Source organism: Nesterenkonia sp. CL21, from assembly GCF_031705515.1.
GTDB classification, from domain to species: Bacteria; Actinomycetota; Actinomycetes; order Actinomycetales; family Micrococcaceae; genus Nesterenkonia; species Nesterenkonia aethiopica.
Genome location: NZ_JAUTWR010000002.1, coordinates 316,234 through 331,406, shown reverse-complemented (window position 1 = coordinate 331,406; position 15,173 = coordinate 316,234). Strand labels below are relative to the sequence as shown.

The 15,173-nt window shown below is 70.8% G+C and carries 14 protein-coding genes; 7 read left to right on the top strand and 7 right to left on the bottom strand.

What is annotated here, in order from left to right:
• Nucleotides 1–229 precede the first annotated feature (229 nt).
• The 3 genes from Q7C18_RS06475 (at nt 230) to groL (ending at nt 3,205) form a co-directional block, all read left to right on the top strand.
• On the top strand, nt 230–532 hold the full coding sequence (locus Q7C18_RS06475) for a DUF3263 domain-containing protein (RefSeq protein ID WP_070162354.1): 303 nt from the start codon (nt 230–232) through the stop codon (nt 530–532).
• A 160-nt stretch (nt 533–692) separates the two neighbouring features.
• Complete coding sequence (locus Q7C18_RS06470) at nt 693–1,274, top strand: LytR C-terminal domain-containing protein (protein ID WP_311024674.1); 582 nt, start codon at nt 693–695, stop codon at nt 1,272–1,274.
• A gap of 293 nt (nt 1,275–1,567) precedes the next feature.
• Nucleotides 1,568–3,205, top strand: coding sequence for a chaperonin GroEL (gene groL / locus Q7C18_RS06465; RefSeq protein ID WP_070162350.1), 1,638 nt, complete (start codon nt 1,568–1,570; stop codon nt 3,203–3,205).
• Nucleotides 3,206–3,312: 107 nt separating this feature from the next.
• On the opposite strand, the gene Q7C18_RS06460 is transcribed toward groL, so the two are convergent.
• From Q7C18_RS06460 to Q7C18_RS06435, 6 genes are all read right to left on the bottom strand, one after another.
• Complete coding sequence (locus tag Q7C18_RS06460) at nt 3,313–3,603, bottom strand: WXG100 family type VII secretion target (RefSeq protein WP_070162348.1); 291 nt, start codon at nt 3,601–3,603, stop codon at nt 3,313–3,315.
• A gap of 75 nt (nt 3,604–3,678) precedes the next feature.
• Entirely contained in the window at nt 3,679–5,283 is a 1,605-nt protein-coding gene (locus Q7C18_RS06455; protein WP_083277777.1) for a cell wall metabolism sensor histidine kinase WalK, read from the bottom strand.
• Between the two features lie 10 nt (nt 5,284–5,293).
• Entirely contained in the window at nt 5,294–6,028 is a 735-nt protein-coding gene (locus Q7C18_RS06450; RefSeq protein ID WP_070162346.1) for a response regulator transcription factor, read from the bottom strand.
• A gap of 107 nt (nt 6,029–6,135) precedes the next feature.
• Entirely contained in the window at nt 6,136–7,782 is a 1,647-nt protein-coding gene (locus Q7C18_RS06445; RefSeq protein WP_311024673.1) for a DNA repair helicase XPB, read from the bottom strand.
• The gene (locus Q7C18_RS06440; RefSeq protein WP_311024672.1) at nt 7,779–10,094 is read right to left on the bottom strand and encodes a helicase-associated domain-containing protein; all 2,316 of its coding nucleotides are present in this window, start codon (nt 10,092–10,094) and stop codon (nt 7,779–7,781) included. Before Q7C18_RS06440 ends, Q7C18_RS06445 begins: the two co-directional genes overlap by 4 nt.
• Nucleotides 10,095–10,096: 2 nt before the next feature.
• Entirely contained in the window at nt 10,097–10,333 is a 237-nt protein-coding gene (locus Q7C18_RS06435) for a hypothetical protein (RefSeq protein WP_070160844.1), read from the bottom strand.
• Between the two features lie 192 nt (nt 10,334–10,525).
• Between Q7C18_RS06435 and Q7C18_RS06430 the strand changes: the two genes are divergently transcribed.
• Together Q7C18_RS06430 and Q7C18_RS06425 are read left to right on the top strand one after the other, a co-directional pair.
• A complete protein-coding gene (locus Q7C18_RS06430) occupies nt 10,526–10,909 on the top strand; it encodes a cold-shock protein (RefSeq protein ID WP_070160842.1) in 384 nt (127 codons plus the stop codon).
• Between the two features lie 31 nt (nt 10,910–10,940).
• Nucleotides 10,941–11,297, top strand: coding sequence for a DUF3027 domain-containing protein (locus Q7C18_RS06425; RefSeq protein ID WP_070160840.1), 357 nt, complete (start codon nt 10,941–10,943; stop codon nt 11,295–11,297).
• 154 nt (nt 11,298–11,451) lie between these two features.
• Here Q7C18_RS06425 and serC read toward each other — a convergent pair whose 3' ends face one another.
• On the bottom strand, nt 11,452–12,579 hold the full coding sequence (serC, locus tag Q7C18_RS06420) for a phosphoserine transaminase (protein WP_311024671.1): 1,128 nt from the start codon (nt 12,577–12,579) through the stop codon (nt 11,452–11,454).
• Nucleotides 12,580–12,770: 191 nt separating this feature from the next.
• Between serC and Q7C18_RS06415 the strand changes: the two genes are divergently transcribed.
• Together Q7C18_RS06415 and Q7C18_RS06410 are read left to right on the top strand one after the other, a co-directional pair.
• Entirely contained in the window at nt 12,771–13,490 is a 720-nt protein-coding gene (locus Q7C18_RS06415) for a metal-dependent transcriptional regulator (protein ID WP_070160838.1), read from the top strand.
• Between the two features lie 456 nt (nt 13,491–13,946).
• Nucleotides 13,947–15,029 (top strand): C40 family peptidase, encoded by a 1,083-nt coding sequence (locus Q7C18_RS06410; RefSeq protein WP_311024670.1) that lies wholly within the window; start codon nt 13,947–13,949, stop codon nt 15,027–15,029.
• Nucleotides 15,030–15,173 lie beyond the last annotated feature (144 nt).

Genomic DNA, 15,173 nt, shown 5'->3' with positions numbered 1-15,173 from the left:
CATCTCAGAAAGCTTGCGCGCGTTGCTCAGGGGGTGATGCGCGGGGAAATGACTCCTCGACGTGCGGGGCGCGGCCGGACTGGAGAGAGTCCGCCGTGCGCCGGGCGTCCCTGTGGCAGCGAACACACAGCGGGTGATATGCGCCGTCGTGCCTGCTCCGGGCCGTAGGATGGGCGCAGAACCAGCGGGCCGGTCGCGCATCGGCCCGAATCGAGATCAGGAGGCATCGATGAGCTCTGCCAGCTCGGCCGAAGCCGTCACCCGTGACGAGGTCGCGGACGCGCCGTCTGACGCCGGGGAGCTGACCGAGCAGGAGCAGCAGATCCTGGCCCTGGAGCGCCAATGGTGGAAGTACGCCGGGGCCAAGGACCAGGCGATCAGCGATCAGCTGGGCATCTCAGCGGTGTCCTACTACCAGCTGCTCAACCGGCTCATCGACTCCGAGGCGGCCCTCGCCCACGACCCCATGCTCGTCAAGCGCCTGCGCCGCCAACGCGACGCGCGGCAGCGGGCTCGGGCCTCCCGCCGGTGACCGTCGAGATGAGGAGTCCCGCGATCACGAGCCCTGAGATGACGAGCCCTGAGATGACGAGCCCTGAGATGTTGAGCTCCGATGCCACGAGCGGGCCGGGCTCTCCGGTCCGCCTCACCGTCCGTCCGCAGTCCGCGCACAGCCTGAGGATCGCCACACCATGAGCAAGTTCCCGCACGACGAGTTCGACGACGTCCCTCCCTATCAGCAGGGCGAGGCCGGCAAGCACCGTGCTCCGGCCGAGGCCTCCACGGGCTCCCGGGGCGGGGGCCTGAAGTGGATCGGGCTGCTCGCGGTGCTGGCCCTGGCGGTCGGCGTCGTCAGTTACTTCGTGCTGCCCACCCTGCGCGAGGGCGACACCGAGGCCTCCGATCAGGACCAGGCCCAGGAGGAGTCCGACGGCGAGGACGAGGGTTCCGAGGGCGGCGCCGCCGAGGACGGCGAGGAGGGTGCCGAGGAGGAGCCCACCGGCACCGCCGCGGACACCGAGGCGGCCGTGCAGGTCCTGGGCTACGAGGGCGCCGAATCCGAGGCTGCGGCCACGCTGGAGGAGATGGGCTACAACGTCACCTACGTGGCCGAGTGGACCTACGACGACGTCGAGACCCCCGTGGTCTTCTACCCGGCGGGCTCCGAGGAGCACGCCGAGGACGTGGGGCAGAATCTCGGCATCGAGCGGGTGGAGGAGAACAGCGCGTGGAGTTCGGTGGCCGTCGTGGTCGACGGCGATTTCGCCGAGTGAGATCAGCCGCGCAGCAGCAGGCGGGAGCTCACCTCAGGGGTTTGCACTCGCCTGCACAGAGTGCTAAAAATTGAGCTAGCACTCTCCCCCGGAGACTGCCAGCCCGGTGACGGGTGCAGCCTCCTGCGGCGGCGAGTGGGATGAACCTGAACAGGTGAGGCCACCGAAACCATGCGCCCCCGGTGACGCGGGGGTGCGGCCGTCCGTCGCGGGCACCTCTCAAGGTTCGACCCGATTGACGCGAACACGTCTGAATCATCATCACCCGCAGTCCAGGAAGGACACGTGCCGATATGGCTAAGACCATTGCATTCGACGAAGAGGCCCGCCGGGGCCTCGAGCGGGGCCTGAACAGCCTCGCCGACGCCGTCAAGGTCACCTTGGGCCCCCGCGGCCGCAACGTCGTGCTGGAGAAGCAGTGGGGCGCCCCCACCATCACCAACGACGGCGTCTCGATCGCCAAGGAGATCGAGCTGGAGGACCCCTACGAGAAGATCGGCGCCGAGCTGGTCAAGGAGGTCGCCAAGAAGACCGACGACGTCGCCGGTGACGGCACCACCACCGCCACCGTGCTGGCCCAGGCGCTCGTCAAGGAGGGCCTGCGCAACGTGGCCGCCGGTGCCGACCCGATGGGCCTGAAGCGCGGCATCGACAAGGCCGTCGAGGCGGTCACCGAGGAGCTCTTCAAGTCCGCCAAGGAGATCGAGACCAAGGAGCAGATCGCCGCCACCGCATCGATCTCCGCCGCCGACAACCAGATCGGTGAGCTGATCGCCGAGGCGCTCGACAAGGTGGGCAAGGAAGGCGTCATCACCGTCGAGGAGTCCAACACCTTCGGTCTGGAGCTCGAGCTCACCGAGGGCATGCGCTTCGACAAGGGCTACCTCTCCGGCTACTTCGTCACCGACGCCGAGCGTCAGGAAGCGGTCCTCGAGGACCCGTACATCCTGATCGCGAACTCCAAGATCTCCTCGGTCAAGGACGTCATCGGCGTCCTGGAGCAGGTCATGCAGTCCGGCAAGCCGCTGCTGGTCATCGCGGAGGACGTCGAGGGTGAGGCCCTGGCCGCTCTGGTGGTCAACAAGCTCAAGGGCACCTTCAAGTCCGTGGCCGTCAAGGCCCCCGGCTTCGGCGACCGCCGCAAGGCCATGCTGGCCGACATCGCCATCCTCACCGGTGGCCAGGTCATCGCCGAGGAGGTCGGACTCAAGCTGGAGAACGCCACCCTGGACCTGCTGGGCACCGCCCGCAAGGTCGTGGTCACCAAGGACGAGACCACCATCGTCGAGGGCGCCGGCGACGCCGACGAGATCGCCGGCCGCGTCTCCCAGATCAAGGCCGAGATCGAGAACAGCGACTCGGACTACGACCGCGAGAAGCTGCAGGAGCGCCTGGCGAAGCTGGCCGGCGGCGTGGCCGTCATCAAGGCCGGTGCTGCCACCGAGGTGGAGCTCAAGGAGCGCAAGCACCGCATCGAGGACGCCGTGCGCAACGCGAAGGCCGCCGTGGACGAGGGCATCGTCGCCGGCGGTGGCGCCGCTCTCATCCAGGCCGGCGCCCGGGCGTTCCAGTCCCTGTCCCTGGAGGGCGACGAGGCCACCGGTGCGAACATCGTGAAGTTCGCCGTGGAGGCCCCGCTGAAGCAGATCGCCATCAACGCCGGCCTCGAGCCCGGCGTGGTGGCCGAGAAGGTCAAGGGTCTGGCCGACGGCACCGGTCTCAACGCCGCCACCGGCGTGTACGAGGACCTGCTGGCCGCCGGCGTCAACGACCCGGTGAAGGTGACCCGTTCGGCACTGCAGAACGCGGCCTCCATCGCCAGCCTCTTCCTCACCACTGAGGCCGTCGTGGCCGACAAGCCCGAGAAGAACGCCGGCGGCGCCGGCGCCGAGGGCATGGACCCGATGGGCGGCATGGGCGGCATGATGTGATCATGCCCGGCCCGTCGCGCTGAGCAGCACGAGAGCCCCGCAGGCATCAGCCTGCGGGGCTCTCGTCATGCTCAGGGCAATCGCAGCGCCCGCCCGGGGCGCGCCCGTCAGCGGCCGAACATGCGGGTGTTCGCGGACTCCGTCTCCTCATACTGCGAGGAGGCCGCGGCCATCGCCTGCCGGACGCTGGCCAGCGACTGCTCCACCTGCACCTGGGTGCTGCGCCACTGGGTCAGCACCTCCTGGAACGCGGTGGAGGCCGAGCCCTTCCAGGACTCCTGCAGCTGGCGCAGCTGGGACTCCATGGAGTTCACGTCGGTCTGGATGCGGGTCAGGGTGGACTCCACGGTCTGGGACTTGGCCATCAGGTCCGCGGTGTCGATCTGCAGCACTGCCATGATCGGCTCTTCCTTCCGTCGATGTGCGGGACGCTCCCCACAGTAGGAGGAGCGGACCGTCGCCGTCGCGGAGGATCAGCGGCCTGTGGAGGAACCGGGCGTGTCGTCGCCGTCGGACCGTCCCTGTGGAGGAACGGGACCGTCCTGCAGCTCCGCCAGCTCATGATCCTCCACATCGGATTCGTGGTCGGACTGGTCGCTGGGCTCCACCATCGGCAGCCGCAGGGTCATCGTGGCCCCGCCGCCCGGAGTCTGCTGGTGCCGGACCGTGCCGCCGTGCTGGGCGGCGATGGCCGCGACGATGGCCAGTCCCAGGCCCGTGCCGCCGGTGCCCCGGTCCCGGGAGTTGTCGGCTCGGTAGAAGCGCTCGAAGATCCGTGCGGCGTCCTCCTCGGAGATCCCCTCCCCATGGTCCCGGACCTGCAGTACGGAATCGGTGCGCCCGGCCACCAGGGACTCCGTGCCCACCACCAGCTCGATGGGGGATCCCTCAGGGGTGTAGCGCAGGGCGTTGGTCACCAGGTTGGTGACGATCTGGCGGATCTTACCCTCGTCCCCCAGCACCGGGGCGGCCGCCGGCGAGCCGCCGTGCAGCCCCACCACCTGCACCGTGCGGTCCGGGGCGTTGACGCCCATGTCCATGGCCGTGTCGTGGGCGATCAGGTTCAGGTCCACCGGGGCCAGCTGCAGCGGACGCTGCTCGTCCAGCCGGGCCAGGGTGAGCATGTCCTCCACCAGCTGGCCCATCCGCTTGGCCTCGGACTCGATGCGACTCATCGCCGCGCCCACGGCCTCCGGATTGTCGCTGACCCCGCCCTGCCGGTACAGCTCGGAGAAGCCGCGGATGGTCACCAGCGGGGTGCGCAGCTCATGGGAGGCGTCCTGGATGAACTGGCGCATCTTCTGCTCCGAGGCGGTCTTGGCCTGGAAGGCCTCCTCGATGTGCTCCAGCATCACGTTCAACGAGCTCGACAGGCGGCCGATCTCGGTCTCCGGCGGCGCGGTGGTCTCCACGCGCTGGGAGAAGTCCCCGCCGGCGATCGCCGCGGCGGTCTTCTCCACCCGGAACAGCGGCCGGAAGGCGCGGGTCACCACCGCATAGGCGATCGTGGAGGCCCCGAGCGTGGCCAGCAGGCCGATCGTGGCCACCAGGAAGGTGGCGCGCTCCACGGAGGTGTCCACGTCCTCCAGCGGCAGCGCGATCGCCAGCGAGGCTTCCCCGGACTCGAGGCGGTAGACCTGCACGCGCCAGCCGCGCGAACCCTCCTCGGTGCCGGGCACCTCGAAGGACTGGCCCGCCTGCGCGAGCACGTCCTCGGCCGTCAGCGGCGGGATCTCCGGCAGGTCCTGGCCCTCCACACGCCGGTGGGTGGCGCTGTACTCCATCGGCTGGCCGTCATTGGTGAGCAGCACCCCGTAGAAGCGCAGGATCGCCAAGGCGTTCGCCCGATCCTCCGGGTCCGAGCCCATCTCGGTGAGGTACATCGAGATGTTGTTCCGGTTCGTGTACAGGTCCTCGTCCAGGCTGCGCAGCAGCTCCTGACGGAACAGCGACGCCGAGACGAAGGTCGTCACCGCCAGGGTGAGGAGCAACAGGCCCGAGATGATGAAGACCAGCTGAGTGCGCAGCGAGGCGCTGCGCCATCGGCGCGCGGCGGAACGGACCGGTGTGAAGGCCATGCCTGGGGGCTCAGTGCGACATCCCCTGGGAGCGCTGCCTCCGCTCCCAGGTCTGCAGCACGTAGCCCACGCCGCGCTTCGTCTGGATCATCGGGGCGCCCTCGGCCCCGGAGTCGATCTTGCGACGCAGATAGGAGATGTAGGACTCCACGATCGAGGCGTCCCCGTTGAAGTTGTACTCCCAGACGTGGTCCAGGATCTGCTGCTTGGAGAGCACCCGGTTCGGATTCATCATCAGGTACCGCAGCAGCTTGAACTCGGTGGGGGAGAGGTCCACCATCTCGCCGTCGCGGCGCACCTCGTGGGCGTCGTCGTCGAGCTCCAGGTTGTCGATCACGATGACGGCGTCCTCGTCCTGGTACGGCGCGGTGCGACGCAGCACGGCCCGGATGCGGGCGACGACCTCGTCCAGGGAGAAGGGCTTGGTGACGTAGTCGTCGCCGCCGACGGTCAGGCCGGTGATCTTGTCGTCCGTGTCGTCGCGGGCGGTGAGGAACAGCACCGGGAAGTGCTTGCCGGCCGCGCGCAGCCGCCGGGTCACCGTGAAGCCGTCCATGTCGGGGAGCATGACGTCCAGCACGGCCAGATCGGGTTGGAACTCCTCGGCCGTGTCCAGCGCCTCGCGCCCGTTCGAGGCCGCGGCGACCTCGAACCCGGCGAAACGCAGGGAGGTGGCGAGCAGCTCGCGGATGTTGGGCTCGTCGTCGACGACGAGCAGCTTGGCTTCGGCAGTCTTCTCAGTCACGGCGCCAGTGTCCCTCCGTTGTCTGGGAGTCAGCTGGACGTGTCCTGTGCGCCCAGTAAGGGTCTGCCGGGCTCCGCCTGCGCAGCGGGCCGGAGACAGTGCCACGCTCAGACCACATCGGAGCCGTCCAGGATGGTGTACCCGTAGCCCTGCTCGGACAGGAACCGCTGCCGCTTGGCCGCAAAGTCCATGTCCACGGTGTCCCGGGCGACGATCGAGTAGAAATGCGCCCGCTTCGTCTCATCGCCCCCGCCCGGGCGGAGCAGCCGGCCCAGCCGCTGGGCCTCCTCCTGCCGCGAGCCGAACGTCCCGGAGACCTGGATCGCCACCGAAGCCTGCGGCAGATCGATGGAGAAGTTCGCGATCTTGGAGACGACCAGCACATCCAGCTCCCCGGAGCGGAACTGGTCGAACCGGCGCTGCCGCTGCGCCGTCGACGTCGATCCCGTCAGCACAGGCGCACCCAGCCGCTCCCCGAGGGACTCCAGCTGCTCCACGAACTGTCCGATCACCAGGATCCGCTCGCCGCGGTGCCGATGGCGGGCCACCAGGCGGGCGACGACGTCGTCCTTGGCCGCGGTGCCCGCGGCCAGCCGATGCCTCTCGCGATCGGTGGCGGAGGCATAGTCCATCCGCTCCCCGCGCGGCAGGTCCACCCGGATCTCCACGCACTGGGCCGGAGCGATCCACCCTTGGGCCTCCATCTGCTTCCACGGGGTGTCGTAGCGTTTCGGCCCGATCAGCGAGAACACCTCCCGCTCCCGGCCGTCCTCCCGGATCAGAGTGGCGGTCAGCCCCAGCCGACGGCGGGCCTGCAGGTCCGCCGTCCGGCGGAAGATCGGGGCGGGCAGCAGATGGACCTCGTCATAGATGATCAACCCCCAGTCGTGCTGATCCAGCAGCTCCAGATGCGGATAGAGCTCGCCGCGGCGCACCGCCAGCACCTGGTAGGTGGCGATCGTGACCGGGCGGACCTCTTTGCGGTCCCCGGAGTACTCGCCGATCTCGTCCTCCTGCAGCGAGGTACGGCGCAGCAGCTCGTCCTTCCACTGCCGGGCCGAGAGCGTGGAGTTGACCAGGATCAGCGTGATAGTCGCAGAAGTGGCCATCACCCCGGCGCCCACCAGAGTCTTGCCCGCCCCGCAGGGCAGCACGACGACGCCGGAGCCCGCCGCCCAGAAGCTGTCCACCGCCTCCTTCTGATAGGGACGCAGCGCCCAGTCCTCCTGCCGCAGCGCGATGGGGTGGGCGGTGCCGTCGACGAACCCGGCCAGGTCCTCGGCCGGCCAGCCCAGTCGCACCAGCTCCTGCTTGAGCTCCCCGCGGGCCTGCCCGTGCACGGCCACCGTGGCGTCGTCGATCTGCGGCCCGAGCAGCGGGGCGACCGTCCGCGCGCCGCAGACCTCCTCGACGATCGCCGGCTCCTCACCGCGCAGCACCAGACCATGCTGCGGGTCCTTCTCCAGGCGGATCCGGCCGTAGCGGTCCATGGTCTCGGCGATGTCCACCAGCAGCGAGTGGGGGACCGGGAAGCGGGAGAACTCCAGGAGGGTGTCCACCACGGTCTCCGCGTCGATCCCGGCCGCGCGGGCGTTCCACAGGCCCAGAGGGGTGATCCGGTACGTGTGGACGTGCTCGGGGGCGCGCTCCAGGTCGGCGAACGCGGCCACGCCTCGGCGTGCGGCGTCGGCCTGCTCGTGGTCCACCTCCAGCAGGACCGTCTTGTCCGACTGCACGATCAGCGGTCCGGTCATGGCGCGGCTCCCTCCCCAGGCTTCTCGGGCGTCTCGTCCCCGGTCTCATCCAGCAGCCGGACCGCGGTGATCCGGTGGACCAGCAGCACCGATTCGCCCTCCCCGGCGAGCTGGCGGATCCGCACCCGTCCGGCGTTGAGCGCCGTCGGCAGTCCGGAGAGCGTGTGCTCGCGACCCTCGGCGTCGACCCGGCGCAGCCACACCGGCTGCCGTGACCTCACCGCGGTGCGCAGCAGCCCCATCACGTCCGTGCCGCCCACGGGGCTCGTGGCCTCGGCGGCGACGGCGTCCTGGTCGGGGTCTGCGTCGCCGGCGATCGAGGCCCCGGCGCGGGCTCCGGCCCCGGCCCGCAGGCCGGCGAGGGTGCGGGAGACCAGCTGCGGATCGGCCTGCTGCGCGGAGAGCGTCCGCACCGGCGACTGCTGCCAGGGCGACTGCGGCAGGGTCCAGGCTTCGGCGGTCTCGGCCAGCTCCGCCTCCCGACGGGAACCGGTCGGTGTCGTCGCACGGGCGGCGTCGCGGCCCGGCTCCTCGGCCCGGCGCGACTCCACCCCGGCCTCCGCCAGGGCGCGGACCAGACGCTCGGCGTCGACGTCGCAGACCAGGACCTCGGTGGTGAGCTCCCGCAGGCCCAGGCTCCGCAGGATCGGGTGCTGCAGCAGCGTGGCACGACGCGCAGGATCCCGCTCGATCAGCCAGCTGGAGGCCGCGCCGATCGTCACCCCCTGCCAGGTGCGGGCGGCGTCGTCGATCAGCGTGGCCAACGACGACGGGATCTCGGCCAGACTGTGCGCGGCGAGGAACTCGCGGATCCTCTCGGCGGTCCAGCCGGCCGAGATGCCGCGGCGCAGCGAGGCGGCCGTGAAGCGGAAGGTCGGCACACCGCCGCGGGTCTCCTTCTGTGCGATCGCCTCCAGCCCGGCGGAGACCTCCGGAGCCAGGGCGCCCACCGCGACGGCGGTGAGGTCGGACTGCACGTGGATCTGGTCGACCTGCGGCGGCAGCGCCTCGGCAAGATGGTCGGCAGTGCGCGCCAGCCGTTCGGCCAGTCCGGTGGAGGCTGAGCCGGCGTCCGGGCGGTGGTCTTCCCCGCGGCCGGGCACGGCGGGCGTCTCGGGCGCGAGCAGCCGCCCCACCTCGGTGAGGGTCCCCATGGCCAGCAGTCCCAGGCGCTCGGCCTCACGGACCATCGGTGGCAGCACCTGACCCACCCGGGCCAGCAGGACGGGGCGGTCCCACGTCATGCGATCCGGCAGCGTCCCGGTCAGCGCCTCAGGGCCCGGCTCCTGGTCGTCGGGAAGCTGCAGGTGGTACAGGGCCGGCGCGGCGGAGCGGCCCAGGTGCTCGGCCAGCTCCGCCCCCAGCGCGGCGGCGGTGCCCAGCAGGCGGGCGCGCAGCGCGGGGGCGTCGCCGCGCTGACGATCCGGCGTGAGGGCGGGCGCCAGCCGGGCCGTGGGATGCGGGCCGCGCAGCAGCAGGGGCGACCGCGGGGCCAGCAGCCACCCCGAGACCAGCAGCTGATGCTGACGATGCCGTGGGGCCCGCCGCCAGCGTCGTGCCGCAGGGGTGGTCCGCCACCGGTCGGAGTCCACGTCGAGCGCCACCAGGCCCGCCGCCGCGGCGAGCTCCAGGAGCCAGCCGGTCTCTCCGACGTCCGCGTCGGAGGGCCGGGAGGCCCCGCTGCGCTCGCCGGTCAGGCGCCGCAGCTCCCGCATGCCGACCCCGCCGGTGCGCAGCACGGCCGCCGGGGTCTCTTCGAGCACCGTGAGCAGGTCACCGACGTCGGCGAGCAGCTCCGCCACGGCCGCCAGCGCGGCGTTGCGCACCAGGGAGGCCGGGCCGCGCGCCGGGGAGGCGCCGGGTGGAGTCAGGGCGGCGTCGGTGTCAGCGGAGGCGAGCTCGAGGTTCAGCCCGGCCAAGACCGCCGGCAGGCTTCCCGGGACCGCCAGTCGTCCCGCGGCGGCGTCGGCGGCCGTGGGCGCGGAGGACGCCGCGGGGCGGTCGTCGGGGGCGAAGATCAGGCCGAGCCGTGCCAGGCGGCTCAGCACCGGGTCCAGGGCGTCCTCGGTCAGGCCCGTCAGCGGCCGGCCGGCGGTGGCGGCGGCGAGGACGGCGAGGGCGCCGGCGTCGAGTCGCTGCAGGCAGTGCCGCAGGCTCATGTCCGACTGGGCGCGCACCGCCAGCCCGGTGAAGTCTCCGGGGGAGGGATGCACCAGGTCGGGGCGGGACCGCAGCAGGGCGGCGACGGCGTCGTCGTCGCGCGAGGAGAGGCGCCGGGCCAGGGCGGCGAGTCCGAGGAGGGTCGGCTGCATCCTCAGGAGGTCGCGGCGCGGCGTCGACGCCGACGCATCGACTCGAGCAGGTGGACGACCATCAGGGTGAAGCCCAGGGGGAATCCCCAGAGGGCCGTGAAGTACAGGCCGGGGTGCGGCTCGACGTCGGCGAAGTACAGTCCCAGGATCAGCGCCAGCGCCACGGCGGACGCGGCGGTGATGATCACGCCCAGGAGCAGGACGGCCCGCGAGGCCGCAGGGGCGGAGGTGGTGGACATGGTGCCGATTCTATCCCGACCGCGCGCCCCAGGTACTCTGGAAGGCAGTCGAGATGACGCGTGAGCCGGTGTCGCGGGCGCCGGACGGTGCCGAAGCGGCTCGGCGGCACCGGGCAGGACGCCCGGACGCTGACGGGCTTCCGCGCCTCGACCCCAGTGATCCAGACCTATTCGAGGACGAGGTAGAGGAACGTGCCAACCGGGAAAGTGAAGTGGTTCGACGCCGAGAAGGGCTTCGGATTTCTGACCTCCGACGACGGGCAGGAGGTGTTCCTGCACTCCTCGGCGCTGCCCGCCGGCGTCTCGAACGTGAAGACCGGCACCCGCATGGAGTACGGCATCGCCGACGGTCGCCGCGGCAAGCAGGCGCTGTCGGTGCGCATCCTGGACGAAGGTCCTTCGGTGGTGCGCGCCACCCGCAAGCCTGCTGAGGAGATGGCCTCGGTGGTCCAGGATCTGGTCAACCTCCTGGACTCCACCACCGGAGGCCTCCGCAAGGGGCGCTACCCGCAGTCCGCCCAGTCGAAGAAGATCGCCGCGCTGCTCCGGCGCGTGGCCGACGACTTCGACGCCTGATCCGCCCGTCTACCCCATTCCGGAGGTCATCATGCCGAAGAAGGATGCCGTGCTCAGCGAGGCCGTCGACCTCGCCCGCGAGGCCCTGCGCGAGATCGCCCCGGATGAGCAGGTCGGTGAGCATCTCTCCGTCACCGCGGAGGAGGACCGGCTGCACACCCATCGCTTCGCCGCCGACCGCCCCGGCTACCACGGCTGGCAGTGGTACGTGACCGTGGCCCGCGCCCCGCGGGCGAAGAAGGTCACCGTCTGCGAGCTGGGGCTGCTCCCCGGTGATGATGCGCTGCTCGCGCCGGCGTGGGTCCCGTGGGCGGAGCGTATGGACGAGCAGGAGAAGAAGGAGCTCGCCGCCGCGGAGGCGGCGGCCGCCGAATCCGCCGGAGGCTGATGCCCGCAGGCCCGGACGCGTGAGGGGCCCGGACGCCGTGTCGACACGGTGTCCGGGCCCCTCACGCGTGGGCAGACCGATCGTCCAGTGATCCCGGCGACCCGGGGGCCTGCAGGGGAAAGCCGGATCGGGCGGGCGAGCCCATCCGGTGGACTCAGCCGGTGAGATGCTCCAGCACGTGGTCGATCGAGCGCAGCAGCTGAGAGACGTCGTCGGGCTCGATAGCCACGAAGGTGGCGATGCGCAGCTGGTTCCGCCCCAGCTTGCGGTAGGGCTCGACGTCGACCACGCCGTTGGCGCGCAGCGTCGCCGCGACCTCGGCGGCGTCCACCGAGTCGTCGAAGTCCACGGTGACGATGACGTTCGAGCGGTCCTCAGGCCGCTGGACGAACGGGGTCGCCAGGCTGTGGGCTTCCGCCCAGGAGTAGACCCGCTGGGCCGAGTCGGCGGTGCGGGTCGCGGCGAAGTCCAGGCCGCCGGCGCCGTTGAGCCAGTCGATCTGCTCGGCCAGCGTCACCAGGGTGGCCAGGGCGGGGGTGTTGTAGGTCTGGTCCTTGCGCGAGTTGTCGATCGCGGTGGTCAGGCTCAGGAAGTCCGGGATCCAGCGGTCGGCGGCGATACGCTCGGCCCGCTCCAGGGCTGCGGGGGACATGATCGCCAGCCAGAGCCCTCCGTCGGAGGCGAAGTTCTTCTGCGGGCCGAAATAGTAGGCGTCCGTCTGGGCGACGTCCACGGCCAGCCCTCCGGCCGCCGACGTGCCGTCGACGAGGACCAGCGCGCCCTCGTCGGCGCCGGCGACACGACGCACCGGGGCGGCCACGCCGGTGGAGGTCTCGTTGTGCGGCCAGGCGTAGACGTCGACGCCGGCCTCGGCGGAGGGCTCCGGGCGGGTGCCCGGCTCCGCGGTGAGGATCGAGGAGGCCCCCAGGTGCGGGGCCTTGTCGGTGGCCTTGGCGAACTTGGCGCCGAACTCGCCGAAGGACAGGTGCTGGGCGCGGGTCTCCACGAGGCCGAAGCTCGCCACGTCCCAGAAGGCCGTGGATCCGCCGACGCCGAGGATCACTTCGTACCCCTGAGGCACCTGGAAGAGCTGGGAGACGCCCTCCCGGAGCCGGCCCACCAGGTTCTTCACCGGGGCCTGGCGGTGGGAGGTGCCCAGCAGGTCGCGGCCAGCCGCGGTGAGCGCCGCGATCTGCTCGGGCCGGACCTTCGAGGGTCCGGCGCCGAAGCGGCCGTCGGCGGGGAGCAGCTCGGCGGGGATGGTCACGCGGTCAGCGGACATGGAGGATCTCCTCGACTTCTCGGACGCATGGCGGCTGCGACGCGGCGACTGCGACAGGGGCGGACAGGACCATGTCGTCGACACCTGTGACAGGGGCAGCCACTATGCTGGGGTGGTGTGGGGACGCCGAGCATCACGTTATCAAGTGCGGAGGCCTCCCCTGCGGCCTGGCAGAGGAAAGAGAGTCATCGTTGACGGATCTCATCGACACCACTGAGATGTACCTTCGCACCATCCTGGATCTGGAGGAGGAGGGCATCGTTCCGCTGCGGGCACGGATCGCCGAGCGGCTCGAGCACTCAGGGCCCACGGTCTCGCAGACGGTGGCCCGGCTGGAGCGGGACGGGCTCCTGGTGCTCGCGGAGGACCGTCATCTGGAGCTGACAGAGGCCGGCCGGGAGCTGGCCGTGCAGGTCATGCGCAAGCACCGTCTGGCCGAGCGTCTCCTCTCCGACGTCATCGGCCTGGACTGGCCCTACATCCATGAGGAGGCCTGCCGCTGGGAGCACGTGATGAGTGAGCGTGTGGAGCGGCGCCTGGTGGAGATCCTCGACGACCCCGTCGAGTCCCCGTACGGGAACCCGATCCCCGGGCTGGAGAAGCTGGGGGTCGCGGGCCGGGCCGCGTCCGCCCAGGGCCTGGTGACGTTGAGGCGTGCCGCGGAGGACCGTGTGGCGGACGGGGAGGCCCCCTCGTCCTGGAGGGTCCAACGCCTGGCAGAGTCCATCCAGGTGGAGCCTGAGGTCCTCGAGCAGCTGCTCGAGGCCGGGCTGCGCCCCGGAGCTGCGGTCGATGTGGGGGAGGTGGACCAGGCCTATGTGACGCTGACGGTGTCTCACGACGACGTGGACGCCCTCGAGGTGGAGATACCCCTCGAGGTCGCTCAGCACATCTTCGTGGTCGCCCGCTGAAGCCTTCTGAGCCCCCGGACGACGACTCTCATCACGAGAGTGTCACGCGCCATGGGGCGAATATGTCACGGACTGTGACCATTCGTCGCCGCCGGCCCAGGAGCCCTTCGGCATCCATCTGACCTGCAGTGATCCTCCGGCCGTGGGGGCGGAGGAGGGGGTGGACGTGTGGTCGAGTCGTGATCTTCGCGGGGGTCGTCGTGACCTGAGCGTGACATTCGCGCCGAACTGTTATAGCGTCGGGGTGTGCCCGGGCGACTGTCCGAATGCCCGGTGCGCCTCAGGTCGGTCTTGCTTCTCTGCCGCCGACCGGAGCCGTTCGACAACTACCGCATGGCAGAGGGCGGGGTACGCGGTCATGCATGGACCTGGAGTTGGAAGCTTCCCGGGCTTCGTGCTCCACGCAGGCAGGCCCCGCCGACACAGGGAGAGGTTTTCATCAAAGTGACTGACAACATGACGATCGTCTCGCGCCGTGACCGGCGCCATCAGGCGTCTCTGGCGCGTGCTGTGGTCCACAACGCCGGCACCTTCGGCCGTGGCGCAGCAGTTGCCGTCGCAGCCACCGGCCTCGTGGTCTCCACGGGTGCCGCCGCCAACGCAGGTGTGGGCTCCGCCTCGGTGAACGACGGCCGTGAGGTCACCACGCTGCAGGTGTCCCAGTCGGACCTGACCGTGGAGCGCGCCAGCAACAACACGGCCGTCACGGTCACCGCGTCGCCGAGCGTCGACCTGACGTTCGACCGCCCGTCGGTGGGCTCGGAGAGCGCTCCGGAGCCGACGCCCGAGCCTGAGGTCGAGACCGAGACCCAGTCCGTCGCGCTGAGCCACACGCTCCACGACTACCTGCCGGGCACCCGCGGCCTGGTCGAGCAGCTCGCTGAGCTGGAGGGCGTCTCCGCCGAAGGTCTCTTCGAGCAGCTCTTCGCCGACGGCACCTTCGTCGACGAGAACGGCGTGCTGGACCACGGCGCCCTCGCGGCCCGCGTCGCCGAGCTGAGCCCGCAGCAGGCTGAGGAGCCCGCGCAGCAGGAGACTCAGGAGCAGGCCCCGCAGCAGGAGGCTCCCCAGCAGGAGGAGAGCCAGGAGCAGGCTCAGACCGAGTCGCAGGAGTCCTCTCAGGAGGCGAGCGCCGAGGTTGAGCTGGCGTCCGCTCAGGAGGAGGCGCCGCAGGAGGAGTCCTCCGGTTCGCTCAGCGCCGTCGTCTCCGCCGCCTACTCCGGCATCGGCACCCCCTACGTGTGGGGTGGCAAGGGACCGGGCGGCTGGGACTGCTCGGGCTTCACCGCATGGGCCTACGCCCAGGCCGGCTACAGCATTCCGTCCAGCACGGCGGCTGTGCGCAGCTCCGGCCAGTTCCGCTGGACCGACAACCCGCAGCCGGGTGACATCGTCGTGCAGAACGGCGGCGGCCACATCGCCATCTACGTCGGCAACGGCCAGTTCATCGGTGCCCAGAACCCGAACTCCGGCACGCTGCTCTACAGCTACGAGACCCGCCCGGGCAACTCGCACGTGGGGTACCTGACCCTGCGCTGATCCCCGGACGATCCGCACACGAGCCGCGGCCGCGCCCCGAGTCCTCTCGGAGCGCGGCCGCGGCTCGTTCTGTCTCCTGAGGCCTCCGAGGTCGAACGGCAGGCTCTGCAGGCCCATGGCGCGCTGACCGGGTGTGATCTGTGT